Source organism: Methylocella sp., assembly GCF_041905455.1.
In the GTDB taxonomy this organism is placed as follows: Bacteria; Pseudomonadota; Alphaproteobacteria; order Rhizobiales; family Beijerinckiaceae; genus Methylocapsa.
In genome coordinates this window covers 196,912-222,205 of record NZ_JAYRLA010000001.1, presented here as the reverse complement: position 1 = coordinate 222,205, position 25,294 = coordinate 196,912, and the positions used below count along the sequence as shown (strand labels likewise).

Genomic DNA, 25,294 nt, shown 5'->3' with positions numbered 1-25,294 from the left:
AGCGGGCCGAAGGAAATCTTCCCCACGCGCCCGCGCCGGCGACGCCGCGCGTCGCAAAAATCTTGCTGCAGCGCAAAATGAGCGCAATCTTACGCTCTTTACCGGCTTTTAAGGCGTCCGCCCGCACCCTTGCGCGCAGGCGGCGCCGTTTCACGAGGACGGCGCGGCCAGCATGACGAAGCGCGGAACGGGCGAGCGGATCGAGCCCGGATTCGGACCGGCGCGGGAGAGGACGATGCCGCCGCACGCGCCGCGGGGCGCCAGGAAGCCGAAGCGGCGACGTCGGTCAGGGCTCGTCGGCGCGCTCTCGCTCGCCCTTACGCTGCTGGTCTGGGGCGCGGCCGCGCTCGCGCTGCTCGTCGGCTACCACCTGACGCAGTTGCCGCCGATCGACCAGCTCGCCGTCCCCAAGCGCCCGCCCAACATCGCGATCCTCGCCGACGACGGCTCGCTGCTGGCCAACCGCGGCGACACCGGCGGCGCGGCCGTGCGCATCGTCGACCTGCCGCCCTACGCGCCGAAGGCTTTCGTCGCCATTGAGGACCGGCGCTTCTATTCGCACTGGGGCGTCGACCCGCTCGGAATCCTGCGCGCCGCGACGCGCAACGTCGCGGGAGGGGCGACGCAGGGCGGCTCGACGCTGACCCAGCAGCTCGCCAAGAACCTGTTCCTGACGCAGGAGCGCACGTTTTCGCGCAAGATTCAGGAGGCCATTCTCGCCGTCTGGCTGGAGCGCAAATACTCCAAGAACCAGATCCTCGAGCTTTACCTGAACCGCGTCTATTTCGGCTCCGGCGCCTATGGGATCGAGGCGGCGTCGCAGAAATATTTCGGCCATCCGGCGAAGGCGCTGACCCTGCCCGAGGCGGCGATGCTCGCCGGCCTCATGAAGGCGCCGACCAAGCTCGCGCCCAACCGCAACGCCAAGGGCGCGCAGGAGCGCGCCGCGCAAGTGATCGCGGCGATGGCGGAGGAAGGCTTCATCACCGAGGGCATGGCCAGGTTCGCCCTCGCCAATCCGGCGAAGGCGGCGCGCCCGCAGGGCGCGGGCTCGGCCAATTACGCCGCCGACTATGTGATGGACGCGCTCGACGACGCAGTCGGCGCGATCGAGGAGGACGTCGTCGTCCAGACCACGATCAGCGCGCGGCTGCAGTCGCTCGCCGAGCAGGCGCTGACCGGCGAGCTCGACGCCAGGGGCGCGAAGTTCGGCGTCGAGCAGGGCGCGCTCGTCTCGCTCGACCCGGACGGCGCGATCAAGGCGCTGGTCGGCGGGCGCGACTACGCCGACAGCCAGTTCAACCGGGCGACCGCCGCCAAGCGCCAGCCGGGCTCGGCGTTCAAGCCTTTCGTCTATCTCGCCGCGCTGGAGCGCGGGCTGACGCCGGCGAGCGTGCGCGAGGACGCGCCGATCAACGTGCATGGCTGGACGCCCGAAAATTATTCGCGGAAATATTTCGGCCCCGTCACGCTGACGCAGGCGCTCGCCCTCTCGCTCAACACGGTCGCCGTGCGGCTCGGCCTCGAGGTCGGGCCGAAGGCGGTCATCAACGCCGCGCGGCGGATGGGGATCAAGTCGGACCTCGCGCCGAACGCCTCGATCGCGCTCGGCACGTCGGAGGTGACGCCGCTCGAGCTGACGAGCGCCTACGTCCCCTTCGCCAATGGCGGGATCGGCGTCGAGCCCTTCATCATCCAGCGCGTGAAGACGGCGGCCGGCAAGCAGCTCTATCTGCGCAAGCGCGTCGGCAACGGCCGCGCGATGGACGCGCAATATCTGCCGATGATGAACGTGATGATGCAGGAGACGCTGCTGACCGGCACCGCGCGCAAGGGCGACCTGCCGGGCTGGCAGGCGGCGGGCAAGACCGGCACCAGCCAGGAGTTCCGCGACGCCTGGTTCGTCGGCTATACGAGCCGCCTCGTCACCGGCGTGTGGCTCGGCAACGACGATTCCTCGCCGACGAAGAAGGCGTCGGGCGGCAATCTGCCGGTGGAGATCTGGTCGCGCTACATGCGCGCCGCCCTGCAGGGGGTTCCGCCGCAGCCGCTGCCGGGCGGGGTGTGGCGCGCACCCGAGCAGAACCCGTTCTGGCCGTCGGCGCCGGGCGAGTCCGGCGCGCCTCCGGTCGCCGACGCGGGCGCCCCGCCGCCGGGCTACCCGTCCTTCCCTGACGCCGCGCCGGGACGCGCGCAGGCGTCCGGCGGCCCGACGCCGCCGGGCCTCATCCCGCAGGGAGGCGAGGCCAGACGCGCCCCGACGCGCGAGAAGAACTTCTTCGAGAGCCTGTTCGGCGGCGGATAGGGCGGGCCGAGCCGTCGCCGGGATGGGCCGCCTACTGCGCCACCTCGAGCGTCGCGCAATGGGCGCCCGCCGCCTGGGCGGCCGTCTCGTTGATGAAGTCGATGCGCACCATGTTGGTCGCGCCCGGCGTGCCGAAGGGCACCCCGGCCACCGTGACGATGCGGTCGCCGACGAAGGCGAAGCCCTCGCGGAAGGCGAATTTCGCCGCGCGGCGCGTCATGTCGTCGATGTCGTTGGCGTCCCTGGTGATGATCGCGTGCACGCCCCAGGCCACCGCCAGCCGGCATGCGGTCTCCGGGAACGGCGTCAGCGCGAGGATCGGCGCGGAAGGCCGCTCGCGCGCGATGCGCAGGGCGGTGGCGCCCGACGCCGTCCAGGCGACGATCGCCTTGGCGTCGAGCGTCTCGGCGACGTTGCGCGCGGCGACCGCCACGGCGTCCGCGCCCGTCGCCTCAGGCGCGGCGCGCTGGGCGTTGATGATGCCGCGGAAATAGGCGTCGCGCTCGACCTCCTCGGCGATCCGGTTCATCGTTCCGACCGCCTCGACCGGATAGTGGCCGGCGGCGCTTTCGGCCGAAAGCATCACCGCGTCGGCGCCCTCGAACACCGCCGTCGCGACGTCCGAGACCTCCGCGCGCGTCGGCACCGGCGAATTGATCATCGACTCCAGCATCTGCGTCGCCACGACGACCGGCTTGCCGAGCCGGCGAGCGACGCGGCTGATGCGCTTCTGCAGGCCGGGCACCTTCTCGAGCGGCATCTCGACGCCGAGATCGCCGCGCGCCACCATCAGCCCGTCGGAGATTTCGACGATCTCGTCGAGCCGCGCGATCGCCTGCGGCTTCTCGATCTTCGACATCACCAGCGCCCGCCCGCGGGCGAGCTTCTTCACCTCGGCGACGTCGTCCGGCCGCTGCACGAAGGACACGGCGACCCAGTCGACGCCCGTCTCGAGGCCCGCTTCAAGGTCGGCGCGGTCTTTCTCAGTCATCGGCGAGACGGGAATCTCGGTGTCGGGCAGGCTCACGCCCTTGCGGTTCGAGATCTCGCCGGCGACCTCGACCCGCGCCACGGCGCGGGTCGCGTCGGCCTCGACGACATAGAGGCGCACCTTGCCGTCGTCGACGAGCAGCGTGTGGCCGGGCGCCAGCGCGCGCAGGATCTCGGGGTGGGGCAGGCACACCCGCGTCTCGTCGCCGGGCTCGGGATTGGAGTCGAGCGTGAAGATCGCGCCGAGCTCGAGCCTGACGGCGCGGTCCTTGAACAGGCCGATGCGCAGCTTCGGACCCTGCAGGTCGAGCAGCACGCCGATCGGGCGCCCGGAGTCGGCCTGCACCGCGCGGATCATGCGCACCTGCTCGCGCATGGAGTCGTGCGAGGCGTGGCTCATGTTGATGCGGAAGACGTCCGCGCCGGCGCGATGGAGAGTTTTGAGCGTCTCCTCCTTCGCGGAGGCCGGACCGATGGTCGCGATGATCTTGCACCGACGCAGACGCCGCATGGAAAGCCTCTTCTTGCCTGGGCCGGCGCAAAGCGGCGGCCGTCTCCGCGTCCTTGCGGACAAACATGGACCAGAGCGCGCAGGCCGCCGACGCCGTTCGCGGCCCAGCTCTAGAACGGTCTTATCGCCTTTTTACGTCAGGCCGCGACGATTCCGCGAAAAATTTGCGCCGCTCGTCACGGACGCGCCTGCGCGCCTTCGGTGAGCTGGACCGTCCAGTTCTTCGCCTCCTTGCCGGTGTCGACCTCGAAGAAGCCCGTGCGGTCGAAGCCGCGGACATAGCAATCCTCGCGCCCGAGGATGCGGAATTCGCGGTCGCGCGTGCACATGAAGGCCTTGCCCCTCCACTCCCCGCCGCGCTCGTCCATCGCGTAGAGATAATAGAATTCGGCCGCGAGCGGCCCGCGCACCAGCGTCTCGCAGGCGTCCGGCTTGACGTTCCACCAGCCTTCGCTGACCCAGGTCGAGCCGTCGGTGTAGGCGAGCGCCACGCTGACGCGGTTCGCGGTCGTGTTGCAGAGACGGAAGTCGGCGCGCGCCGGAGACGCGAGCCAGACGGCCGCGAGCAGCCCGAGGCCGAGCCCAGGCGCGGGGGTAATCCTTCCCCGCGCGCCGGTCAAGATCACGGTCTTCTTCCCTGCGAACGCCAATTGCCGGCCTATCCCTGGAAGATTTCCGGGCGGCGCCGGACGCGGCGACGCCCGCGCGTCTTCACGCAACGAGACGAGCGGGCCTTCTAGCGCGCGCCCGGAACGATGGCCAGCGCCGCCGGCTCCCGGCCCGCCCGCGTCCCGACGCCCGGGCGATCACAATTTCTCAGGCGCGCGATCGCCGTCCGGGCGCGGGTGTTGCGGCGGCGCGCGCGCCGGGCGATGGTCCCATCCCGATTCACCGCCGCCCAGGACAGACGAAGGAGCCCTCAAGCGATGACGGACCGCGCCTGCGCCCGCGAGGACGCCTTCGATCCCATCGAGCGGATCGAGGGGCCGCTCGACGCCGGCGTCCTGTTCATCTGCGACCACGCCTCGAACGCGCTTCCGGCCGCCTATGGCGACCTTGGCCTCGCGCCGGGAGAGATCGAGCGGCACATCGGTTACGACATCGGCGCGGCCGCCCTCACCCGCCGCCTCGCCGCCCTGACCGGCGCGCCGGCCGTGCTGTCGCGCTTCTCGCGCCTGCTGATCGACCCCAACCGCGGCGCGGACGATCCGACCCTCGTCATGCGCGTGTCCGACGGGGCGATCGTGCCCGGCAACGCCGGCGCCGACGACGCCGAAGTCGAGCGCCGCCTCGCGCTCTACTGGCGCCCGTACCGCGACGCCGTCAGCGCGACGATCGAGGCGATGGCCGAAAAAGGCCCCCTGCCCGTCATCTTCTCGATCCATTCCTTCACGCCGAACTGGCGCGGCAAGCCGCGGCCGTGGGAGATCGGCGTCCTGTGGGACACCGATCCCCGCCTCGCCCTGCCGCTGATCGAGGCGCTCGAGGAGGGCGGCTTCATCGTCGGCGACAACGAGCCCTATGACGGCGCGCTCGAGGGCGACACGCTCGACGAGGAGGTGACGCGGCGCGGCCTCGCCGGCCTGCTGGTCGAGGCGCGCCAGGACCTCATCGCCTCGCTCGAGGACGCCGAGCGGCTCGCCGACCGGCTCGCCCCGATCTTCGCCGCCCAGTTGACGCGCGCCGAGTTGCGCGAGGCGGCCTTCCATCCGAGCCGCACCGGCCGCCATCAGGACCGCGCCGCGCCGCCCGCGCGGTAGATAGCGGGGACAAGGACCCCGCCGCCTTGACCACGCGCCGGCGCGGGGCGATGACCGCCGCTCGCCGGCGGCGCGTTAACGATTTGCTGAAGGACGCCGCCGTAAGGCTTGGCGGGCCGCCTGATCGTTGCCGCCAAACGTCGAGGCGCCGTCGGGACGCCTTCCATAATCCTCGCGCGGCCGCGCGACGCGCACGCTCCGGGAGACGCGCCATGACCCATGACATCGCCGACAGCGGCGTCGCCGCCGCCGAGCTCACCCAGTTCGTCGAGCGCATCGAGCGGCTCGAGGAGGAGAAGAAGGCGCTCGCCGACGACATCCGCGACGTCTACGCCGAAATGAAAGGGCGCGGCTTCGACGTGAAGGTGGTGCGGCAGATCGTCCGCATCCGCAAGCAGGACTACTCCGAGCGCAAGGAGATGGAGGCGATTCTCGAGCTCTATATGTCCGCGCTCAACATGAAATAGGCCTCCGCTCCAGATAGACTCCGGCTTTTTGCGGCGACCCCGCGACGCGCGGCCTGCTCGCGCGTTATATTGCGGCGCAACGCCGTCGAAACGGAGCTCTGACATGGCCGCGGACGCCGAAATCCTGTTCTCCCCCTTCACGCTCGGCGATCTGCGCCTGCCCAACCGCATCGTCATGGCGCCGCTGACGCGCAGCCGGGCGCGCAAGGGCGCGCTCGCGCCGACCGCGCTCAACGCCGAATATTACCGCCAGCGCGCCTCGGCCGGCTTCATCGTCTCCGAGGCTTCGCAGATCTCGCAGGAAGGCCAGGGCTATCTCGACACCCCCGGCGTCTACGCCGACGCGCAGGTCGAGGGCTGGCGCAAGGTGACCGACGCCGTGCATGGCGAAGGCGGGCTGATCTTCATCCAGCTCTGGCACGTCGGACGGATCTCGAACGTCTCGCTTCAGCCGAGCGGCGCGGCCCCGGTCTCCTCCTCGGCGATCGCCGCGAAGGCGCAGGTGTATGATGAAACCGGCTTCGTGCCGACGTCGACGCCGCGCGCGCTCGAGACCTCGGAGATCGCCCGCGTCGTCGAGGACTACCGGCGGGCGGCGGAGAACGCCAGGAAGGCCGGCTTCGACGGCGTCGAGATTCACGCCGCGAACGGCTACCTGCTCGACCAGTTCCTCAGGGACGGCGTCAACCGGCGCGACGACGAGTTCGGCGGCTCGGTCGAGAACAGGCTGCGCTTTCCGCTTCAGGTCGTCGACGCCGTGCTCGACGTCTGGGACAGGGCGCGCGTCGGCGTGCGGGTGTCGCCGGTGAGCCCGTTCAACGATATCGCCGACAGCGCGCCTGAATCGGTGTTTGTCCCGTTCGCCGAGGCGCTCGGCGCCCGCGGCCTCGCCTATCTCCATGCGATCGAGGGGGCGACCGGCGGCCCGCGCGACGCCGCGCCGTTCGACTTCCAGAAGCTGCGCAAGAGCTTTTCGGGCGCCTATGTCGCCAACAACGGCTTCACGCGCGAACTCGCCATCGAGACGCTTGAGGCCGGGCGCGCCGACCTCATCGCCTTCGGCCGGCCGTTCATCTCCAATCCCGACCTCGTCGAGCGCCTGCGCGAGGACGCCCCGCTCAACGCGCCCGACCCCGACACCTTCTACGGCGGCGACGCAGAAGGCTACACGGACTATCCGGCGCTTTCGGACGCGTGAGGAACGGGCGCGGCCTCGCGGCCGCTCTTTCGCTCAGCCCTTCATCGCGCTCGCGCCGCCATGGGCCGCCGACCATTCAGCCGGCGCGCCCAGAAACTTCTCGACCTCGTCGAGCGTGCCCTTCGCGAAATAACCCTCCGCGCGCGCCGTCTCCAGCACGTCGCGCCAGGTGGTCAGATGGTGCAGCTCGACGCCGATGTCGGCCATGATCTTCGCGGCCTCGGGAAAGATGCCGTAGAAGAAGAAGACGAAGACGTGGCCGCAGCTCTGGCCCGCCTCGCGGAGCGCCTCGCAGAACGAGACCTTGCTGCGCCCGTCGGTGGCGAGGTCCTCGACCAGCAGCGTGCGCGCCCCGTCCGCGACCACCCCCTCGATGCGCGCGTTGCGGCCGAAGCCCTTCGGCTTCTTGCGCACATATTGCATCGGCAGCATCAGACGCTCGGAGAGCCATGCGGCGTAGGGAATGCCCGCCGTCTCGCCGCCGGCGACGACGTCGAGCTTTTCGTAGCCGATCTCCTGCTCGATCGTCGCCACGGCGAAGTCGAGGATGCGCCGGCGCAGGCGCGGGAAGGCGATCAGCTTGCGCATGTCGGTGTAGACCGGGCTCGCCCAGCCCGAGGTGAAAATGAAGGGCTTCTCCGGGTTGAAGAGGATCGCCTCGACCTCGATCAGCATCTTCGCCGTCTCGCGCGCGATCATGCGCTTTTGCGCCGCGTCCATGGTCATCGTGAAGCGTCCTCAATGCCCGCGCCGCAGGGAGCTTCGGCGCGCGGCCTCTCGTAATTCATCGGCGCGGATTGGCAAGGGGCGAAGACGAAGCCGTTACACGCTGACACAAAAGTTGCGCGCCCCGCGCCATTTTTGTGCGGTAAATCAAACGCAAATCCGCGCAGGCGGCTGATTGACGGCCGCAATCCATCTTCGACCGCGCAAAGGACGCCGTTTTGAGCGAAGCCGCAGGCCCCTTCCCGATCATCCCCCTCTCGATCCTGACCTTCGCGGTCCAGATGGTCGTCTATCACGGCGTCGGCCTGTGGTTCGAATGGTGCGACCGCACCGGCCGTTTCCCGGCCTACAAGATGCGCGCGGTCGAGCGCATGAGCTATTTCGAGCTCCTGCCGCGCGTGCTGTTCAACCAGTTCTTCATCCTGCTGCCGTCGATGGCGGCGCTCGAGGCGCTGGGGCTCGCCTTCGTCGGCGCGCCGTACATCGGCGCGCTGCATTTCGTCCTCGCCATGATCGCGATGAGCGTCGGCCACGACGTCGTGCAATACGTGACGCATCGGCTCGTGCTGCACCGGCCGGGGCTGATGCGCAAGCTCGGCCATGGCGTGCACCATTCGACCACGGCGAGCCGGGCGGTCAGCGCCTGCTACATGGGCGCGCCCGACTTCTTCCTCGAGATCGTCCTGCCCTATCTCCTGCCGCTGACGCTGGTCGCGGCCGGCGCCGACGTGAGCTTCCATCTGCTCGTCGCGAGCCTTGGCGCGATCGGCGGGCTCTACGAGCATTCGGGCTATGATTTCTCCGCGCGCCTGCCGCAGGCCGCCGGCCTCAAGGGGCGCGTCTACGACCTCCTGCGCGGGCTCTCGAGCAGCCGCGCGCACGCCGAGCATCACCGGCGCGGCAATGTGAGCTTCTCGGACGGCTTCGGCAGCCCGGGCATCTGCGATTCCATGTTCGGGACCCGCTGGGATCTCGTCGGCGAGCGCCCGGCGGCGGCGCGCACGCCCGCGCAGGAGGCGGCCCGCGCCGAGCGCCGGCGCGCCCGTGAGGCAGCGCGCTAGGCTGCCGCGTCAGACGGCGACGCGCAGGGGCGCGGTCAGCGTCGCCCTGAGGCCGGGGCCGTTGTCCTCATAGATCAGCTCGCCGCCGAGCTGGCGGACGAGCGCCTCCAGCATCCGCGCGCCGAAGCCGCGCCTCGTCCCCTCGGCGCGGCCGACGCCCCGATCGGCGACGGTCAGCGCCGCGCCGTCGCGCTCGGCCCTGAGGCGGATCAGGATCGGCCCCGGCGCGCCACCATAGGCGTATTTGTTGGCGTTGATCAGAAGCTCGGTCAGGATCAGCCCGAACGACACCGCCTGGTCGGTCTGCGCCGCCACCGGCGCGAGATCGAGCGTCATTTCGCTCGCCCAGCCCAAGCCGAGAGCCTGCACGGCGTCGGAAACGACATCCTCGACGTAGCGCGCGAGCTGCACCATGCCGAGCTGGTCGCCGCGATAGAGGCGCCTGTGCAGCAGCGCGACAGCGGCGACCCGCCGGTTCGCCTCGGTCATCGCCGCGCGCGTCGCCTCGTCCTGCGACTGCATGCCCTGCAGCGTGAGGAAGCTCGAAACGAGCTGCAGGCTGTTCTGCACGCGGTGGTTCACCTCGCCGATCAGGAACTCCTTCTGCTCGAGAAGCACGTCCTTGTCCTTCAGCGTCTCGGTGAGGCGGCGGTTGAGCTCGCGCTCGCGCTTGACGAGGCGCGCCTCGACGACCAGCGCGCCGAGCCGGCCCGCCGCCTCGACCTCGGCGACGGTCCAGGCGCGCGAGCGGCCGCGCACCGTCTCGCTCCACAGCGCGAAGGAGGCGCGCGGCGTGAGAATCCCGGCTTCGCCCGCGTCGCCCTTGTGCGGATTGCCGGCCCATTCGACCGTCTCGACCTTCTCGGCCCTGAACCACAGGATCGCCCAGGGCTCCTCGAAGGAGAGCACGACGGCGGCGACGCCGCTCGCCGCCGCGCGGTAGGCCGCGGCCGGCGGATGGAGCTGCGAGAGTCGGTCCGTCGCGAAGGCCGGCTTGCCGCGCCGCACGATCCAGCGCGCGAGCTCGGCGGCCTCCGGCTCCGAAGGCGCATGGCCGCCGACGAGGCGTTCGCGCCCGCGCAGCACCGCGGCGCCGTCGGCCCGCAGCATCGCGCCGAGCTCGTCGACATGATTGGCGAGCGCGCTGTCGAGCGGCCCGTCGCGCCCCAGCGCCTCGACGAGGCCGGCCGAGAAGCTCGACAGGCGCAGGCGCTCGCGATAGCCCTCGCTGTCCTCCTTGGCCCTGATCTGCTGCGCGAAATTGAGCGCCAGCATCCGGCACAGGCCGCGCGCCTCATGGCCGAGGCCGCGCGGGCTCTCGTGGTGGCAGGCGACGAGCCCCCACAGCCGCCCGTCGACGACGATCGAGATCGAGGCGGAGGCGCCGACGCCCATGTTGCGCAGATATTGCAGATGGATGGGCGAGACGCTGCGCAGCGCGCAGTCGCTGAGGTCGACGCCGGCGACTTCGCGCCCAGGGTCCGCGGGCTCGAGCGGCGCCGGCTCGTAGTCGACGCAGGGAATCGTCCGCACGAGGTTGCGAACGTAGAGCTCGCGCGCCTGGCGCGGGATGTCGGACGCCGGAAAATGCTGGTTGAGGAACGAGCGCACGTCCGCGCGCCGCGACTCCGCGACGACGACGCCGGACTCGTCTTCGAGGAAGCGGTAGATCATCACCCGGTCGAAGCCGGCGACGTCGCGAAAGCGCGTCGCCGCCGCCTCGCAGAGCGCGCGGACGTCCTGCGCGCGCTGGAAGTCGAGGCCGGCGTCCTCGAGGATCGAGAGCGCTTCGCAGGCCGTCCGCGCGCCCTCGCCGGCCGGCTCGAATTCGACGAAGACGAAGCCGCCCGCCGCGTGCGCGCTGGCGTCGAAGGCCTCGCCCGCGCGGCCCTCCCTGCGTCCGAGGAAGGTCGAGGCCGGCCCCGCCGGCGCCGCGGCGGCGCGGCCGGCCGCGTCGGCGTCGAGGAAATCGGCGAGCGGACGCGAGCGCCAGTCGGCGATCCCCAGCCGTCCCGCGACGTCGCCCGCCGCCATCGCGGCGCGCAGGCCCGCGCGCTCGAACGCGATGAGGACGCCGTGCGGCTGGATCGCCCCGGGCGTGTGGATCGGCTCGCGGGCGCAGGCGTCAAGGTCGAAGTCGGCGCTGGTCTGCATGGCGGGATTCACGTTGAAGGGAAGCGCGGCGCTCTCGTTGGCCGCGGCGGGGCGATGGTCTATCGTTCATCGGGCGGCGAGCCCGCGCAACGTCAAGGAGACCGCCATGGCCGGAACGCAGGTCGCAGAAAATCCCCTGCTCGGCCCGTGGGACGGCCCGTTCCGCGTTCCTCCTTTTGCGCGGATCGGCTCAAAAGACTTCCGTCCGGCCTTCGAGGCGAGCCTCGGCCAGGCCAAGGCGGAGGTCGCGGCGATCGCGGAGAACCCGCAGCCGCCGAGTTTCGCGAACACGATTGTGGAGCTGGAGCGCAGCGGCGAGAACCTCGACAAGGCGGCGAGCGTCTTCTTCAATCTCGTTTCGACGGACGCCGACGACGAGCTCGAAGCCCTCGAGCGCGACATCGCCCCTGTATTGTCGCGCCACCGCAGCGAAACGTTTCTCAACGAGAAATTGTTCACGCGAATCAGGACGCTTTACGAGGCGCGCGAGGATCTCGGCCTCTCGCCCGAGGAAACGCGCCTGCTCGAGCGCACCTACCTCAACTTCATCCGCGCCGGCGCGGGCCTGCCCGCGGAGAAGAAAGCGCGCCTCGCCGAGATCGGCGAACAGCTCGCGAGCCTCGGCGCGCAATTCGGGCAGAACGTTCTCGCCGACGAGAAATCCTGGCTCATGCTGCTCGACGCGGGCGATCTCGACGGGCTGCCCGCCTCCCTCGTCTCGAGCGCCGCGCGGACCGCCGCCGAGCGCGGCCATCCCGGCCGCTACGCGATCACGCTGCTGCGCTCCTCGATCGAGCCTTTCCTGCAGTTCTCGGCGCGCCGCGACCTGCGCGAACGGGCGTTCCGCGCCTGGGCGGCGCGCGGCGAGAACGAAGGCCCGACCGACAACCGCGCCGTCGCCGCGCAGATGGTGAAGCTGCGCGCGGAGCGGGCGAAGCTTCTCGGCTACGACAGCTTCGCCCATTTCCGCCTCGCCGACACGATGGCCAAGACGCCGCAGGCCGCGCTCGAACTGCTCGAATCCGTCTGGCCGCCGGCGCTGCGCCGCGCCGCGCAGGAAGAAGAAGCCTTGCAGGCGCTGGCCGCCGCGGAAGGCGGGAATTTCACGATCCAGCCCTGGGACTGGCGCTATTACGCCGAGAAGCAGCGCAAGGCGCAGTTCGACCTCGACGAGAGCGAGCTCAAGCCCTACCTCAAGCTCGACGCGATGGTCGAGGCCGCCTTCTTCGCGGCGGAGCGCCTGTTCGGCCTCACCTTCGTCGAACGCTTCGACATCCCCCTCTACACGAAGGAGGCGCGCGTCTTCGAGGTTTTCCGCGAGGAGAAGCCGGTCGCGCTGTTCATCGGCGATTATCTCGCGCGGCCCTCGAAGCGCTCCGGCGCCTGGATGAGCGACTTCCGCACGCAGCACCGGCTCGGCGAGGGCCAGCTCCCGATCATCGTCAACGTGATGAACTTCTCGCCCGGCGGCGAGGGCGAGCCGACGCTGCTCAGCTTCGACGACGCGCGCACCCTGTTCCATGAGTTCGGGCACGGGCTGCACGGCATGCTCTCGGACGTGACCTTCCCGACGCTCGCCGGCACCAACGTCGCGCGCGACTTCGTGGAGTTCCCCTCCCAGCTCTATGAGCACTGGCTCGAGCAGCCGGAGCTGCTGCGCCGCTACGCCCGCCATTACGCGACGGGCGAGCCGATCCCCGAGGCGCTGATCGACAAGCTGATCGCGGCGCGAAAATTCAACCAGGGCTTCGCGACGCTCGAATATGCGGCCTCGGCTCTCGTCGATCTCGCCCTGCATCTCGACCCGAACCCCGAGGAGCTCGACGTCGTGGCGCTGGAGCGGCGCGAGCTCGCGCGGCTCGGGATGCCGGGCGCCGTGGCGATGCGCCACCGCACGCCGCATTTCCAGCATATCTTTTCGGGCGAGTCCTATTCCGCCGGCTATTACAGCTATCTGTGGTCGGAGATTCTCGACGCCGACGGCTTCGAGGCGTTCCGCGAGGCGGGCGACCCGTTCGACCCGGAGACCGCGCGGCGCCTGCGCGAACATGTCTACGCCGCCGGGGACAGCGCCGACCCGGAGGCGGCCTACGCCGCTTTCCGCGGCCGCGCGCCCACGCCCGAAGCGCTCCTGCGCAAGCGCGGCCTCGACGACGCCGCGAGCGACGCGGCGTGAGGCGTCAGCGGGCCTTCGCGGCGCGCGCCTCGGCCTCGCGCATCCTGGCTTCGCGCGCCGCGTCCTCGAAGCCGGCGCGGTCGAGCGGCGCCGCGACGAGCAGCGGGCCGATCAGATAGACCGGCGTTCCGGCGAACTGCATCGCGTCCGCCTGCTTTTCCGTGCGCTTCAGGATCGCGTCGATCTCGCCGGCGCGGGCGGCGAGGTCGCGGTCGAGGCGGGCCATGTCGACGCCGGCCGCGGCCAGCAGGCGGCGCGCCTGCTCGGCCGAGGTCTTGCGCGCGCCCGACATCAGGGCCTCGTGCGCGGCTTCATATTTTCCCTGATATTGTGCGGCGAGGGCGAGGCGCGCGGCGTCCTCCGAGACCGGCCCGAGAATCGGCCAGTCCTTGTAGACGAGACGGACGCGTCCGTCGGCGCGCATGAAATCGCGCAGCGCCGCCGCCGATTTCATGCAATAGGGGCAATTGTAGTCGAGGAAGGCGACGATGGTGAGGTCGCCGTCGCGCGCGCCGCCGACGGGCGTTTGCGGATCGGCGAGCAGCGCCTCCCGGCTGAGGTCGGGGTCGTCCTTGGAGAGCGGCGCGGCGAAGGCGGCGGCGCCGAGGACGAGCAGGGCGATGAGGCAGGCGACGAGCGACGCGACGCGCGGGCGCAGGGCCGGCGCGCTCAGTTGAAGTCGCCCGGCGCGCGCGGAACCGGAAGGACGCGAACCCCCTCCTCGAGCAGCATGCGCACGTCCCGCGCGCTCGCCTGGCCGCGAATAGCCCGGTCCGGCGCCTCGCCGCTTTCGATCTTCAAGGCCTCCTCGACGAACTTGTCGCCGAGGTCGACCGTCTCCTCGAGGACGCGCCGCCGAAACTCTTTCATCAGCGCGCGCAGCTTCTCGTCGGCCGCGCAGAAGACGGCCGGCGGCTGAAGCGATTCGGCCTCGCCGGCAGGCGGCCGCTTCGGCGTCTCCGGCGCTCGCTCGCCGCGGACGAGCGCGGGCGCCATGATCGCCTTCGCAACCGACGACGAGCCGCAGACGGGGCAGCGGATCAGTCCCAGCCGCGCCTGATGGTCGTAGGCGGCCCCGTCATGGAACCAGCTTTCGGCCTCATGCCCCTCGGAGCAGCGTAATACGAACTTGATCATTGCGTCTGTTCGGCGAGAATCTGCTCGATCTTGCCCTCGTCGTTAAGCTCATAAAGATCGTCGCAGCCGCCGACGTGGCGTTCGCCGAAGAAGATCTGCGGCACGGTCCTGCGCCCGGTGCGTTCGGCGAGCTCGGCGCGCATCTTGAAATCGTCGTCGACTGGAATTTCCTTGAACGCGAGCCCCTTTTGCGCGAACAGCGCCTTCGCGCGCTGACAATAGGGACAACTCGCGGTCGTATAAATTGTGATTTGTGTCATGGATCGTCATCCTCTGTGACAACCATATATGAATCGCGCTTCTTCCGACAAGCGCTCCGGTTGCGCTCAAGATTGAAGTCAGCGCCGAGGTTGCCGCGGGGCGCGGGTGGCTTTATCGTTCAGGCTCCCGACACCGATCCGACGGCCGCACTCATGCCCAGACGCCGCGTCAAACCCCGCAGGTCAGAAATCGCCGCGAGAACGCCGCTCGGCGCGCTCGTCGGGTGCCCGTTCCATGAGCTGCGCATGAAATTCGCCGCGGCCGGGCTGCGGCCGACGCGGCCCCGCCTGTCGCTCGGCTGGATTTTGTTCTCGCACGGCGACCGGCACCTCACCGCCGAGGCGCTGCAGGACGAGGCGCAGGCGTCGAAGGTGCCGGTGTCGCTCGCCACCATCTACAACAACCTGCACCAGTTCACCGAGGCGGGGCTCCTGCGCGAGGTCGCGGTCGACGGCACGCGCACCTATTTCGACACCAATACGGCGCGCCATCATCATTTCCTGATCGACGGCGCGCTGATCGACATTCCCGAGATCGTCATCGACCAGCTGAAGCTGCCGCCGCCGCCGCAGGGCAAGGCCGTCGCGGCCGTCGACATCGTCGTCCGCCTGCGCGACGCCGCGGTCTGAGGGCGCCCGCGTGAACGCGCCGGCGGGCGCTCCCTCGAGCGCCGTCGCCGCGGACAGGATCGGCGTCCTTCTCGTCAACCTCGGCACGCCGGACGCGCTGGGCTATTGGCCGCTGCGCCGCTATCTCAGGGAGTTCCTGTGGGACCGGCGCGTCGTCGACGCGCCGCGCCTGCGCTGGTGGCTGATCCTCAATCTTTTCATCCTGACGACGCGGCCGCAGCGCTCGAGCCGCGCCTATGAGACGATCTGGAACCGCGAGCGCGACGAGAGCCCGCTCAAGACGGTGACGCGCTCGCAGGCCGAAAAGCTCGCCGCGCTCGCGGCCGGCGGCGAGCTTGGCGCCGGCGATCTCGTCGTCGACTGGGCGATGCGCTACGCCAATCCCTCGATCAGAGCCGGGCTCGAGGCGCTGCGCGCGAAGGGCTGCGGGCGGCTCCTGATCGTTCCGCTCTATCCGCAATTCGCCGGCGCGACGACGCAGAGCGTCGCCGACAAGGTGGAGGAGCAGCTCGCGAAGATGGCCTGGCGCCCGCAGCTTCGCAGCGTTCCGCCCTATTACGCCGATCCGGTCTATCTCGACGCGATCGCCGGCTCGATTCGGGAAGGGATCGCCGCGCTCGACTTCGAGCCCGAGGTCCTGCTTCTGTCCTTCCATGGCGTCCCGGAATCCTACGTCGAGGCGGGCGATCCCTATTACCACCACTGCGTCGAGACCGCGCGGCTCCTGCGCGAGCGGCTCGGCTTGTCGGAAGAGCGCTGCATGCTCACCTTCCAGTCGCGGTTCGGCCGCGCCGAATGGATCAAGCCCTACACGGATGAAACGGTGAAGGCGCTGGGCGGCCGGGGCGTGCGGCGTCTCGCGGTGGCGACGCCCGGCTTCTCCGTCGACTGCCTCGAGACCGTCTCCGAAATCGGAATCGAGAACCGCGATTTCTTCCTCGAGCACGGCGGCGAGCGCTTCGCGTTCATCCCCTGCCTGAACGATTCGGCGCGCGGCATGGAGGTCGTGCGCCATATCGTGGCGAACGAGCTGCTCGCCAACTGGGGACCGTCCGAAGCCTGAGGCGGCTCAGGCCGCCGGGCCCCTGTTGTGCAGCCGGCGCTCCCAGGACAACGCCTGCTCGACGATGACCGAAAGGTCGTCGTATTTCGGCCGCCAGCCGAGCGTCTCGCGCACGCGGTCGGCGCCGGCGACGAGGCTCGCCGGATCCCCCGCGCGCCGGCCCATCAGGCGCGCGGGGAAATCGACGCCGGACACCTTCTTGACCACGTCGACGACCTCGAGCACCGAGAAGCCGCGTCCGTAGCCGCAGTTGCAGGTGAGGTTTCCCCCGCCCGCGCGCAGATGGTCGAGCGCGAGCAGATGCGCGTCGACGAGGTCGCTCACCTGGATGTAGTCGCGCACGCAGGAGCCGTCGGGCGTCGGATAGTCGGTCCCGTAGATGTCGAGCCCGTCGCGGCGACCGAGCGCCGCCTGCGCCGCGACCTTGATGAGATGGGTCGCGACCGGCGAGGACTGGCCGAGCCGGCCGGCGGGATCGGCGCCCGCTACGTTGAAGTAGCGCAGCACCGCATAGCCGAGCCCATGCGCCTTCGCGACGTCGGCCAGCATCCATTCGACCATCAGCTTGGAGCGGCCATACGGGTTGATGGGCGCGAGCGCGACGTCCTCGAACACCGGATTGGCGGCGGGCTCGCCATAGACGGCGGCGGTCGAGGAGAAGATGAAATGCTTGACCCCGCCGCGCGTCGCCCGCTCGAGCAGATTGCGCGCCTTGGCCGTGTTGTTGAGATAATAGCCGAGCGGGTCGACGACCGATTCCGGCACCACGATCTTCGCCGCGAAATGGGCGATGGCCTCGATCTTATTGCGCGCGATGAGATCGTCGACGAGCGCTTCGTCGCCAAAATCGCCGACGACGAGCTTCGCGGCGGGCGGAACCGCCCAGGCGAAGCCGGTGGAGAGATTGTCGAGCACGACGACGTTCTCGCCGCGGTCGAGAAGCGCCAGAACCATGTGGCCGCCGATATAGCCGGCGCCGCCCGTCACAAGCACAGCCATGAAATCCCCCTGCCGGACCCGCGCGAAGCGGCGCGCCCGTTCGACGCCGTAATATCGTCGCTCTTCACAACCAAGAAACCGCCCGCTCCGCCAGCATAAATTGAATAAAAGGCCAGCCTCTGGAGCGGGGCGCGCGCCGCGCGAGGTAGAGACGCGCGCGATGCGAGCAAAGCGGCCGGCCGCGCGCGCCCACTTGAGGCGATCCTCGCCGCCGCGGACCGCTGCATCATTTCCCGGGAAATGGCCCGGATAGGATATGACGCGTCGACGCAGGCCAATCTCTGGTTCGGCTGACGATTATTGGCTATCCTCGCCTCGCCAACACCCTTAGCGCCCGAGGCCGGCGCCGTTTTTCAGGATTGCTAGATGACGAAGCGGATTCGCAAGGCGGTTTTCCCCGTGGCGGGCCTTGGCACGCGTTTCCTGCCGGCGACGAAATCGATTCCGAAGGAGATGCTGACCATCGTCGACCGCCCCGTGCTGCAGCATGTCGTCGAGGAGGCGGCCGAGGCCGGGATCGAGCATTTCATCTTCGTCACCGGACGCGGCAAGGCGGTCATCGAGGATCATTTCGACATCAATTACGAGCTCGACGACACGCTGCGGCGGCGCGGCAAGGTCAAGGAGTTCGAGGCGCTGAAGGCGCAGCTTCCCGCCGCCGGCGCGACGAGCTTCACCCGCCAGCAGGCGCCGCTCGGGCTTGGCCATGCGGTATGGTGCGCGCGCGAGCTCGTCGGCGACGAGCCCTTCGCCGTGCTGCTGCCCGACATGGTCACCATGGCCGGGCCGCAGAACTCCGGCCGCTGCCTCAGGCAATGCGTCGAGGCCTACGAGAAGCATGGCGGCAACATCATCGCCGTCGAGGAGGTTTCGCCCGAGGAGACCCATCAATACGGCGTCGTCTCGATCGGCAAGGATGAAGGCGCGTCCTTCGAGATCACCGGCATGGTGGAGAAGCCGCCGAAGGGGACCGCGCCCTCGACCAGCATCATCTCCGGCCGCTACCTGCTCGGCCCGGAGATCTTCGCCATCCTTGAAAGGATAGAGAAGGGCGCGGGCGGCGAAATCCAGCTCACCGACGGGATGAAGGAGCTCGCGAAGACGCAGGCCTTCCACGGCGTGCGCTTCGACGGCAAGACTTACGACTGCGGCTCGAAGATCGGCTTCCTTGCGGCGAACGTCGCCTTCGCGCTCGCCAACCCCGACGTCGCCTCCGCGTTCAAGGCGGAGCTGAAGAAGTTCGGCCCGTTCTGAGCCGCCGCGCCCGCCCGGTCCCGATCCGTCGGGCGGATGCTCAACCCTGCGGGCTGAAGAAGCCGCGCCGCGCGCCGACGTCGGCCGGCAGCGGCTCGCTCGCCGCGAAGATCGTCTCGAACCTTCGTCTGAACTCCGCCGCCGCCGCCGGATCGTTGAGGATGATGAGGTCGTTGTCCTGCTTCTTGAGGCCGGAGGCGGAGAAATTCGCCGCCCCGGTGCGCAGCAGGCGCCCGTCGATCTGGTAGCTCTTGAGATGCATCAGCGGCGCGCCCGGCCGCTTGACGCCGATCTCGATCGTGGGATCGTCGAGCAGCGCGAGGAAGGGCGGGCTCGGCGTCCTCTGGCCGATCATGCCGTTGTCGAGATAGATGCGGACCTTGACGCCGCGCCGCGAGGCGCGGGCGAGCGCCTGCATCACCGGCCAGTTGGTCAGCACATAGGCGGCCATGTCGATCGACTGGCGCGCGCCGTCGATGAGCGCGACGTCGATCCGCTCAAGATTCTCGGCCGGCGCGTAATGGACCGAAAGGCCGCGCGGCGGATCGAGCGCGACATGCGGCGGCGACGCCGCGGCGGCGAAGAGGACGCCGCAGGCGAAGGTCAGGCCGGCGAGTCTTTGCGCGCGGAAAAAGCTCATCCTGCCTATGTGACGCGAAAGGCCTTGCGTCGGCCTCGCCCGGCGCCGATGCTGGCGCGCGGCGCGCCGGCGCGCGAATCCGGAAGGGTCCGCAACCATAGCGCACGCCGCCGGCGAGGCGCCACACCAACGATAATGCATTTGGGAGCCGGGAAATGGGCCGAAGCCTCCGCACTGAACGCCAGGCGCTCGACGCCGAAGAACTCGCCCTCGTCGAGAAGACGCATCATCCCGCCCTCGCCGAACTCGACGCGCCCGAGCTCGCCCAGCTCGTCAGGCTGGTGCGCGAGCGGCGCGACCGCGCCCGCGACATCGCCGCCCGCCAGCGCCGCGAGATGCGCGGCAAGGCCGCGGCCAAGGGGGCGGCGCCCGCCGCCGACAATACCGGGACGCGGAGGAAGCGCGACCTGCTCGCCGCGGCGCTGAAGCGCCTCAACGCCGAGACGGCGCGCCGCAAGGCGCTGGCGGCGCGCGACGCCATGCGCGACAGCGCGACGCGCGCGCTGGAGCTGCGCCGCAAGCGCGACGCGCAGGCCGCCCGCCGGCCCATGAGCCGGCCCGCCGGCGAGGGCATGCGACCGCTCGACAGCGCGAAGACGAGGGCGCGCAACCGCGCCAAGCTCGGCGAGGTGAGCCAGCACACCAAGAACATGCAGGCGAAGCGCGATTCGCGCTGACGCTCCGGAGCCGCCGCGCGTCAGCGCGGCAGCGACGCGCGATATTCGGACGGGCGGCCGTTCTTCGGCCCGTCGAACAGGATGAGCGCGCGCAATTCGCCGTCGAGGATCGAGAGCGGCAGCACCGCCTCCGCCTTGGCGCGCGCGAACTCGTCGCCCCCGGCCGGGACGTCCTTGAGGCGGGCGATGAGCTGAACGTTCGGCGTTCCGCCGCGGCTCGGGGGGAAGTCCGAGACGAACAGGCTGAAGGGCGTGCGGCAATCCTCCTGCTCCGGCCCGGCGAGCACCAGGAGCCGGCCGTCGGGCAGCGTCGCGAGGTCGCGCACGCCGACGCCCTCGCCGAGCGGCAGCGCCGATTCGACGATCTGCATCGGCCGGCGCTCGTGGCCGGGGGCGAACAGGTCGGCGATATTGACCCCGATGAGCAGCGCCTTGCCGTCGATCGAGGGCGCGCGCGCCCCGGCGTAGAGCACGCCGTCGCGCACCGCGACGCCTTCGATGTTGAGGCCGGCTTCGGCGAGCGGGGCGGCGAAATGGGCCTGCGCCATGCGCGCCGCGGCGAGCGCGTCGGAAAGGCGGTAGGTGGCCTCGACGGCGGGGCCGCCGCCTTCGACGAGGCGGCCCTCGTCGTCGAGCCGGAAGCGCACCGTGAGAAAGGCGGAGCGCGAGAACTCGCCCTTCTTGCGCGTGCAGCCGTGCGAGCCGATGATGTAGAACCAGGGCGCGTCATAGGCGACGCCCTCTCCGTCAAGGTCCTCGAACCGGCTTTCCTGCTGCGGGCAGGAAACCTTCGCCGGCGGCGCGCCAAGCGCGGCTTCCTCCTGCGCCGCGTCGATCAACGGGATCTTCGCCCCGGCCTCGAGCGCGTCGTCCGCGAGCCAGGCGACCTGCGCGAAACGGCTCTGGTCGTCGATGACGACGCACAGGCGCCGCTTCGCGCCGGGCTGCGACGGACGGCAGGCGACGCCGCTGAGATCGCGCGAAACCTCCCGCTTGCGGCTCAGGAAATCGTCCTTGACGGCGAAGAGCCGCAACGGGCCGAGCCCCGCCGCCTCGTCGGCGCGAACGGGCGCCGCCGCGCAGGCAGTCAGTACAACGAAGAGGGCCGCCGCGCTGACGCGCCTCAGGTTCGCCGGAGGGCGGGCCAAAGGGGCCTCACGCGCCGACGGGGGCGAGCGGCGCGAGCTCGGCCGTCTCGTCGGGCGTGAAGACATGGCCGCGGGTCAGGAAACGCACCCCCTGCGGCGATTCGAGAGAGAAACCGGCGCCGCGCCCCTTCACCACGTCGATGATGAGCTGCGTGTGCGACCAGAGCTCGAACTGGTCGCCGTCGATATAGACGGGGCAGCCGCCGATGTCGCCGAGCCGGACGTCGTTCCTGCCGACCTTGAACTCGCCGCGCGGGTAGCACATCGGCGAAGAGCCGTCGCAGCAGCCGCCCGACTGGTGGAACAGAAGCTCGCCATGAGCGGCCTTCAGTCCTTCGATGAGCTCCAGGGCTTGCCCCGTCGCGATGACCCGCTCGACCATTGCCGCCGTCCTCCTGCCCTCCCGCGTCGTCGCGCGGGCGCTCCGCCGTCCCTGGCGATCTTGCCTGAACGCTCAGGAGGCGTGAAGGGCCTTCGCCTCGCGCCGCCATGAGGTCAAAAGGTGCTCCGTGTAGCCGTTCGGCTCCTCGCGGCCCTTGAACACGAGGTCGACCGCCGCCTTGAAGGCCGGTCCGTCGAAGCCGGGCGCCATCGGCCGATAGACGGGATCGGCGGCGTTCTGGCGGTCGACGACGGCGGCCATGCGCTTCAGCGCCGCCATCACCTCGTCCTTCGAGACGACGTTGTGGCGCAGCCAGTTGGCGATGTGCTGGCTGGAGATGCGCAGGGTGGCGCGGTCCTCCATCAGCGCGACGTCGTGGCTGTCCGGCACCTTGGAGCAGCCGACGCCCTGGTCGACCCAGCGCACGACATAGCCGAGAATGCCCTGGCAGTTGTTCTCGAGCTCCTGCCGGATGTCGTCGGGAGCCCAGTTGGTCCTGGCGAGCGGAATGGTCAGGATGTCGGAGAGCTTCGCGCGCGGGCGCTTGCGCAGCAGCGCCTGGCGCGCGGCGACGTCCACCTTGTGATAGTGCAGCGCGTGCAGCGTCGCCGCCGTGGGCGAAGGCACCCAGGCGGTGTTGGCGCCGGCGAGCGGATGGGCGATCTTCTTCTCGACCATCTCGGCCATGGCGTCGGGCGCGGCCCACATGCCCTTGCCGATCTGCGCCTTGCCCGGGAAGCCGCAGGCGAGGCCGACGTCGACGTTATGGTTCTCGTAGGCGGCGATCCAGGGCGTGCCCTTGATCTCGTCCTTGCGGATCATCGGACCCGCCTCCATCGACGTGTGGATCTCGTCGCCGGTGCGGTCGAGGAAGCCGGTGTTGATGAAGAACACGCGGTCGGCGGCGGCCTTGACGCAGGCCTTGAGGTTGACGGTGGTGCGCCGCTCCTCGTCCATGATGCCCATCTTGAGCGTGAACCGCGGCAGGCTGAGCATTTCCTCGACGCGGGCGAACAGGTCGCTGGCGAGCGCGACCTCCTCGGGCCCGTGCATCTTCGGCTTGACGATGTAGACCGAGCCGACGCGGCTGTTGTGCACGCGCGGCGAGCCGGTCACGTCGTGGACGGCGATGAGGCTCGTCACCGCCGCGTCGAGGATGGTTTCGGGAACCTCGCGGCCGTCGGCGTCGAGGATGGCGTCGGTCTTCATGTGGTGGCCGACGTTGCGCACCAGCAGCAGGCTGCGCCCGTGCAGGGTCATCGGCTCGCCGTCGCGGTCGACGTAGCGGCGATCCTCGTTGAGCCTGCGCTCGATGATGAGGCCGTTCTTCTCGAGCCCGGCGGACAGCGTCCCCTTCATCAGGCCGAGCCAGTTGCGGTAGACGTGGACCTTGTCCTGCGCGTCGACGGCGGCCACGCTGTCCTCGAGGTCGACGATGGTCGAGAGCGCCGCCTCGAGGATGACGTCGGCGAGCGCGCCCTTGTTCTGCGCGCCGACGAGGCTGACGGGATCGATCTCAAGCTCGATATGCAGGCCGTTCTGGCGCAGCAGCACGACGAAGGATTGCGGCCCCGTCTTGCGCCAGCCGGCGAAGCGGCCGGGATGACGCAGGCGCGTCTCGAGGCCGTTTTCGAGGTCGCAGACGAGTTCGCCGCCGACGACGCGATAGGCGACCACGTCGCGGTGCGCGCCCTTGGCGAGCGGAACCATTTCGTCGAGCAGGTCGCGGGCGTATTCGACGACCTTTGCGCCGCGCGCCTTGTTGTAGCCCTTGCCGCGCTCGAAGCCGGGCGTCTCGGGAATGACGTCCGAGCCGTAGAGCGCGTCGAACAGGCTGCCCCAGCGGGCGTTGGCGGCGTTGAGCACGAAGCGGGCGTTCGAGGCGGGCACGACGAGCTGCGGCCCGGACACGCGGGCGACCTCCAGCGTGTTCTGCGTGCGGATCACGAAGTCCGCGGGCTCGGGGACGAGATAGCCGATCTCGCGCAGGAAGCTTTCGTAGCCGGCGGGATCGAATTCGCGGGACGCGAAAATCTTGTGGTAGGCGTCGATCTTGCCCTGCAACTCGTCGCGGAACTTGAGCTGCGCCGCGATTTTCGGCGCGAAGTCGGCGATCAGCCCTTCGAGCCCGCGCCAGAACGCCTGCGGCTCGACGCCCGTTCCGGGCAGAGCCTCGGTTTCGACGAAGTCGCGCAGCACCTGCGCGACGCTAATCTTCCCGATCTGCGCGTAAGCCATGAGCCTCTCGTCTTTCGAGGTGAACGCCTCCGGCCCCGCGCGTCTCCCAAGGCTCTTCCCCGAGACCCTGGGGCGGCGACGGCGACGCGACGCCCTGCCTTAATATAGTGAGGGAGCAACAGCAAAGTCGGCGCCTAGCCCCGCACATAGCTGCAAGGCGACGGCGACGATATAGGCCGTTTGGCTTAAGCGGGGAAGGCTCGCGGGCCATGGGCTTCGCCTCAACCGCGCGCGAGAATGGCCGCGTAGAAGCCGTCCGTCCCGCTCGCCGCCGGAGAAAAGCGGAATCCCGGGCCGAGCGTGGAAGCGAAGCGCGCGAGCCCTGGCAGGCCGGCGCGCTCCGCCGCGTCCTGCGCTCCGACCGGCGCAAAGCCTCGCTCCGCGGCGAGAAAGGCCGCGACGCGGTCCTCGTTCTCCTCGCGCAGCAGCGAGCAGGTGACGTAGGCGAGCCGGCCGCCGTCCTTCAGGAAGCGCCGCGCCTCGCGCAGCAGCGCGTCCTGCGCCAAAATCCGCTGCTCCAGCGCGCCGGGGCGTAGCCGCCATTTGGCGTCGGGGTTGCGCCGCCAGGCGCCGATCCCCGTGCAGGGCGCGTCAATCAGCACGAGGTCGCAGCGGCCTTCGAGATCGGCGAGCACGTCGGCGCCGCGGCGCGGCGTGCGGATCTGGACGTTGCGCACCCCGGCCCGCTCGAGCCGCGCATGGATCGGCGCGAGGCGGCGGGGGTCGTCGTCATGGGCGTAGATCTGGCCGCGGTTGTCCATCGCCGCGGCGAGCGCGAGCGTCTTGCCGCCGCCGCCCGCGCACAGGTCGAGGACCTGCTCGCCGGCGCGCGCGGCGCACAGAAGCGCGGCGAGCTGCGAGCCCTCGTCCTGGATCTCGACGCGGCCCTTCAGATAGTCGGGCTCCGACGAAAGCGAGACGGCGCGCCCGTCCGGCGCGAAGGGTATGCGCAGGCCGAGCGGCGAAAGCGGCGTCGGCGCGGGATCGAGGCCATTAAGGCTCGCGAGCGCCTTCTCGCGCGCGCATTTGAGCGTGTTGACGCGCAAATCGAGCGGCGCGCGTTCGGCGAGCGCCGCCGTCTCCTCGACGAGCCGCTCGCCGAAGGCCGCGCGCAGCGAGGGCTCGAGCCATTCGGGAAAATCGCCGGCGACGGGGGCCGGCGCGCCGGCGAGCGAAGCGTCGGCGTAGCGGGCGCGCTCGCCCGCCGAAAGCTGCGCCGGCGCATGGCCCTCGCCGGAGAACAGCGCCTCGGCGTCTTCGAGCGAAAGGCCGCGCGCGAGCTTCAGCGCGCCGACGAGGACTCCGCGCGGCGAGGGATCGTCCATCACATAAGCGGCCGAGGCGCGCCGGCGCAGCGCGTCATAGACGAGCGCGGCGACGCCGGCGCGGTCCTTCGAGCCGGCGAAGCGATGCGACAGCCCCCAGTCCTTGAGCGCGTCGGCGGCCGGACGGCGACGGCCGTCGACGTCGGCCATGACTTCGATCGCCGCGGCGACCCGCGCTCCGGGGGTCATCGTC

The 25,294-nt window shown here is 70.1% G+C and carries 23 protein-coding genes; 10 read left to right on the top strand and 13 right to left on the bottom strand.

All coding sequences use genetic code 11. The annotated features are described in order from the left end of the window. The first annotated feature begins 172 nt into the window (after positions 1-172). Entirely contained in the window at positions 173-2,305 is a 2,133-nt protein-coding gene (locus ACE3OG_RS01010) for a PBP1A family penicillin-binding protein (RefSeq protein WP_374305202.1), read from the top strand. Positions 2,306-2,336: 31 nt separating this feature from the next. Here ACE3OG_RS01010 and pyk read toward each other — a convergent pair whose 3' ends face one another. Both pyk and ACE3OG_RS01000 read right to left on the bottom strand, forming a co-directional pair. Next, complete coding sequence (gene pyk, locus ACE3OG_RS01005) at positions 2,337-3,806, bottom strand: pyruvate kinase (protein ID WP_374305200.1); 1,470 nt, start codon at positions 3,804-3,806, stop codon at positions 2,337-2,339. A gap of 176 nt (positions 3,807-3,982) precedes the next feature. Further along, on the bottom strand, positions 3,983-4,405 hold the full coding sequence (locus ACE3OG_RS01000) for a DUF1036 domain-containing protein (protein ID WP_374305643.1): 423 nt from the start codon (positions 4,403-4,405) through the stop codon (positions 3,983-3,985). Positions 4,406-4,732: 327 nt separating this feature from the next. Here ACE3OG_RS01000 and ACE3OG_RS00995 point away from each other — a divergent pair, with 327 nt between their 5' ends. The 3 genes from ACE3OG_RS00995 (at position 4,733) to ACE3OG_RS00985 (ending at position 7,231) form a co-directional block, all read left to right on the top strand. Beyond that, positions 4,733-5,566: an N-formylglutamate amidohydrolase gene (locus ACE3OG_RS00995; RefSeq protein WP_374305199.1), complete on the top strand. Its 834-nt coding sequence runs from the start codon at positions 4,733-4,735 to the stop codon at positions 5,564-5,566. A 212-nt stretch (positions 5,567-5,778) separates the two neighbouring features. Continuing rightward, positions 5,779-6,033 carry a DUF2312 domain-containing protein gene (locus tag ACE3OG_RS00990; RefSeq protein ID WP_374305197.1) on the top strand — a complete coding sequence of 85 codons (255 nt, stop codon included), beginning with the start codon at positions 5,779-5,781 and terminating at the stop codon, positions 6,031-6,033. A 103-nt stretch (positions 6,034-6,136) separates the two neighbouring features. After that, on the top strand, positions 6,137-7,231 hold the full coding sequence (locus ACE3OG_RS00985; protein ID WP_374305195.1) for an alkene reductase: 1,095 nt from the start codon (positions 6,137-6,139) through the stop codon (positions 7,229-7,231). A 33-nt stretch (positions 7,232-7,264) separates the two neighbouring features. Here ACE3OG_RS00985 and ACE3OG_RS00980 read toward each other — a convergent pair whose 3' ends face one another. Continuing rightward, positions 7,265-7,957 (bottom strand): orotate phosphoribosyltransferase, encoded by a 693-nt coding sequence (locus ACE3OG_RS00980; protein ID WP_374305193.1) that lies wholly within the window; start codon positions 7,955-7,957, stop codon positions 7,265-7,267. Between the two features lie 218 nt (positions 7,958-8,175). Between ACE3OG_RS00980 and ACE3OG_RS00975 the strand changes: the two genes are divergently transcribed. After that, positions 8,176-9,018: a sterol desaturase family protein gene (locus tag ACE3OG_RS00975; RefSeq protein ID WP_374305191.1), complete on the top strand. Its 843-nt coding sequence runs from the start codon at positions 8,176-8,178 to the stop codon at positions 9,016-9,018. A gap of 9 nt (positions 9,019-9,027) precedes the next feature. Here the strand turns inward: ACE3OG_RS00975 and ACE3OG_RS00970 are convergent, their stop codons facing one another. Further along, a complete protein-coding gene (locus ACE3OG_RS00970) occupies positions 9,028-11,172 on the bottom strand; it encodes a histidine kinase dimerization/phosphoacceptor domain -containing protein (RefSeq protein ID WP_374305189.1) in 2,145 nt (714 codons plus the stop codon). A gap of 106 nt (positions 11,173-11,278) precedes the next feature. On the opposite strand from ACE3OG_RS00970, the gene ACE3OG_RS00965 reads away from it, so the two are divergent. Further along, on the top strand, positions 11,279-13,348 hold the full coding sequence (locus tag ACE3OG_RS00965; protein ID WP_374305187.1) for a M3 family metallopeptidase: 2,070 nt from the start codon (positions 11,279-11,281) through the stop codon (positions 13,346-13,348). 4 nt (positions 13,349-13,352) lie between these two features. Here the strand turns inward: ACE3OG_RS00965 and ACE3OG_RS00960 are convergent, their stop codons facing one another. The 3 genes from ACE3OG_RS00960 to grxC all read right to left on the bottom strand — a co-directional run bounded on the left by ACE3OG_RS00960 (position 13,353) and on the right by grxC (position 14,745). After that, positions 13,353-13,892 (bottom strand): DsbA family protein, encoded by a 540-nt coding sequence (locus ACE3OG_RS00960; protein WP_374305641.1) that lies wholly within the window; start codon positions 13,890-13,892, stop codon positions 13,353-13,355. A gap of 125 nt (positions 13,893-14,017) precedes the next feature. After that, entirely contained in the window at positions 14,018-14,485 is a 468-nt protein-coding gene (locus ACE3OG_RS00955) for a DUF1178 family protein (RefSeq protein WP_374305185.1), read from the bottom strand. Beyond that, positions 14,482-14,745 (bottom strand): glutaredoxin 3, encoded by a 264-nt coding sequence (gene grxC, locus ACE3OG_RS00950; protein WP_374305183.1) that lies wholly within the window; start codon positions 14,743-14,745, stop codon positions 14,482-14,484. Before grxC ends, ACE3OG_RS00955 begins: the two co-directional genes overlap by 4 nt. A 153-nt stretch (positions 14,746-14,898) precedes the next feature. Between grxC and irrA the strand changes: the two genes are divergently transcribed. Next, positions 14,899-15,375: an iron response transcriptional regulator IrrA gene (gene irrA, locus ACE3OG_RS00945; RefSeq protein WP_374305181.1), complete on the top strand. Its 477-nt coding sequence runs from the start codon at positions 14,899-14,901 to the stop codon at positions 15,373-15,375. A gap of 10 nt (positions 15,376-15,385) precedes the next feature. Then, the gene (hemH, locus tag ACE3OG_RS00940) at positions 15,386-16,438 is read left to right on the top strand and encodes a ferrochelatase (protein ID WP_374305179.1); all 1,053 of its coding nucleotides are present in this window, start codon (positions 15,386-15,388) and stop codon (positions 16,436-16,438) included. A gap of 6 nt (positions 16,439-16,444) precedes the next feature. On the opposite strand, the gene galE is transcribed toward hemH, so the two are convergent. Next, on the bottom strand, positions 16,445-17,437 hold the full coding sequence (galE, locus tag ACE3OG_RS00935; protein ID WP_374305177.1) for a UDP-glucose 4-epimerase GalE: 993 nt from the start codon (positions 17,435-17,437) through the stop codon (positions 16,445-16,447). A 366-nt stretch (positions 17,438-17,803) separates the two neighbouring features. On the opposite strand from galE, the gene galU reads away from it, so the two are divergent. Next, positions 17,804-18,691, top strand: a complete 888-nt coding sequence (gene galU / locus ACE3OG_RS00930) for a UTP--glucose-1-phosphate uridylyltransferase GalU (protein WP_374305175.1) — start codon at positions 17,804-17,806, stop codon at positions 18,689-18,691. Between the two features lie 40 nt (positions 18,692-18,731). Here galU and ACE3OG_RS00925 read toward each other — a convergent pair whose 3' ends face one another. Next, complete coding sequence (locus ACE3OG_RS00925; protein WP_374305173.1) at positions 18,732-19,331, bottom strand: phospholipase D-like domain-containing protein; 600 nt, start codon at positions 19,329-19,331, stop codon at positions 18,732-18,734. Positions 19,332-19,486: 155 nt separating this feature from the next. On the opposite strand from ACE3OG_RS00925, the gene ACE3OG_RS00920 reads away from it, so the two are divergent. Next, on the top strand, positions 19,487-20,008 hold the full coding sequence (locus tag ACE3OG_RS00920) for a hypothetical protein (protein WP_374305171.1): 522 nt from the start codon (positions 19,487-19,489) through the stop codon (positions 20,006-20,008). 20 nt (positions 20,009-20,028) lie between these two features. On the opposite strand, the gene ACE3OG_RS00915 is transcribed toward ACE3OG_RS00920, so the two are convergent. The 4 genes from ACE3OG_RS00915 to ACE3OG_RS00900 form a co-directional block, all read right to left on the bottom strand. Beyond that, the gene (locus ACE3OG_RS00915) at positions 20,029-21,042 is read right to left on the bottom strand and encodes a DUF3616 domain-containing protein (protein WP_374305169.1); all 1,014 of its coding nucleotides are present in this window, start codon (positions 21,040-21,042) and stop codon (positions 20,029-20,031) included. Between the two features lie 121 nt (positions 21,043-21,163). Beyond that, positions 21,164-21,538, bottom strand: coding sequence for a DUF779 domain-containing protein (locus tag ACE3OG_RS00910; RefSeq protein WP_374305167.1), 375 nt, complete (start codon positions 21,536-21,538; stop codon positions 21,164-21,166). Between the two features lie 72 nt (positions 21,539-21,610). Beyond that, positions 21,611-23,776, bottom strand: coding sequence for a malate synthase G (locus ACE3OG_RS00905; protein ID WP_374305165.1), 2,166 nt, complete (start codon positions 23,774-23,776; stop codon positions 21,611-21,613). Between the two features lie 221 nt (positions 23,777-23,997). Beyond that, the gene (locus ACE3OG_RS00900; protein WP_374305163.1) at positions 23,998-25,290 is read right to left on the bottom strand and encodes an RsmB/NOP family class I SAM-dependent RNA methyltransferase; all 1,293 of its coding nucleotides are present in this window, start codon (positions 25,288-25,290) and stop codon (positions 23,998-24,000) included. Positions 25,291-25,294 lie beyond the last annotated feature (4 nt).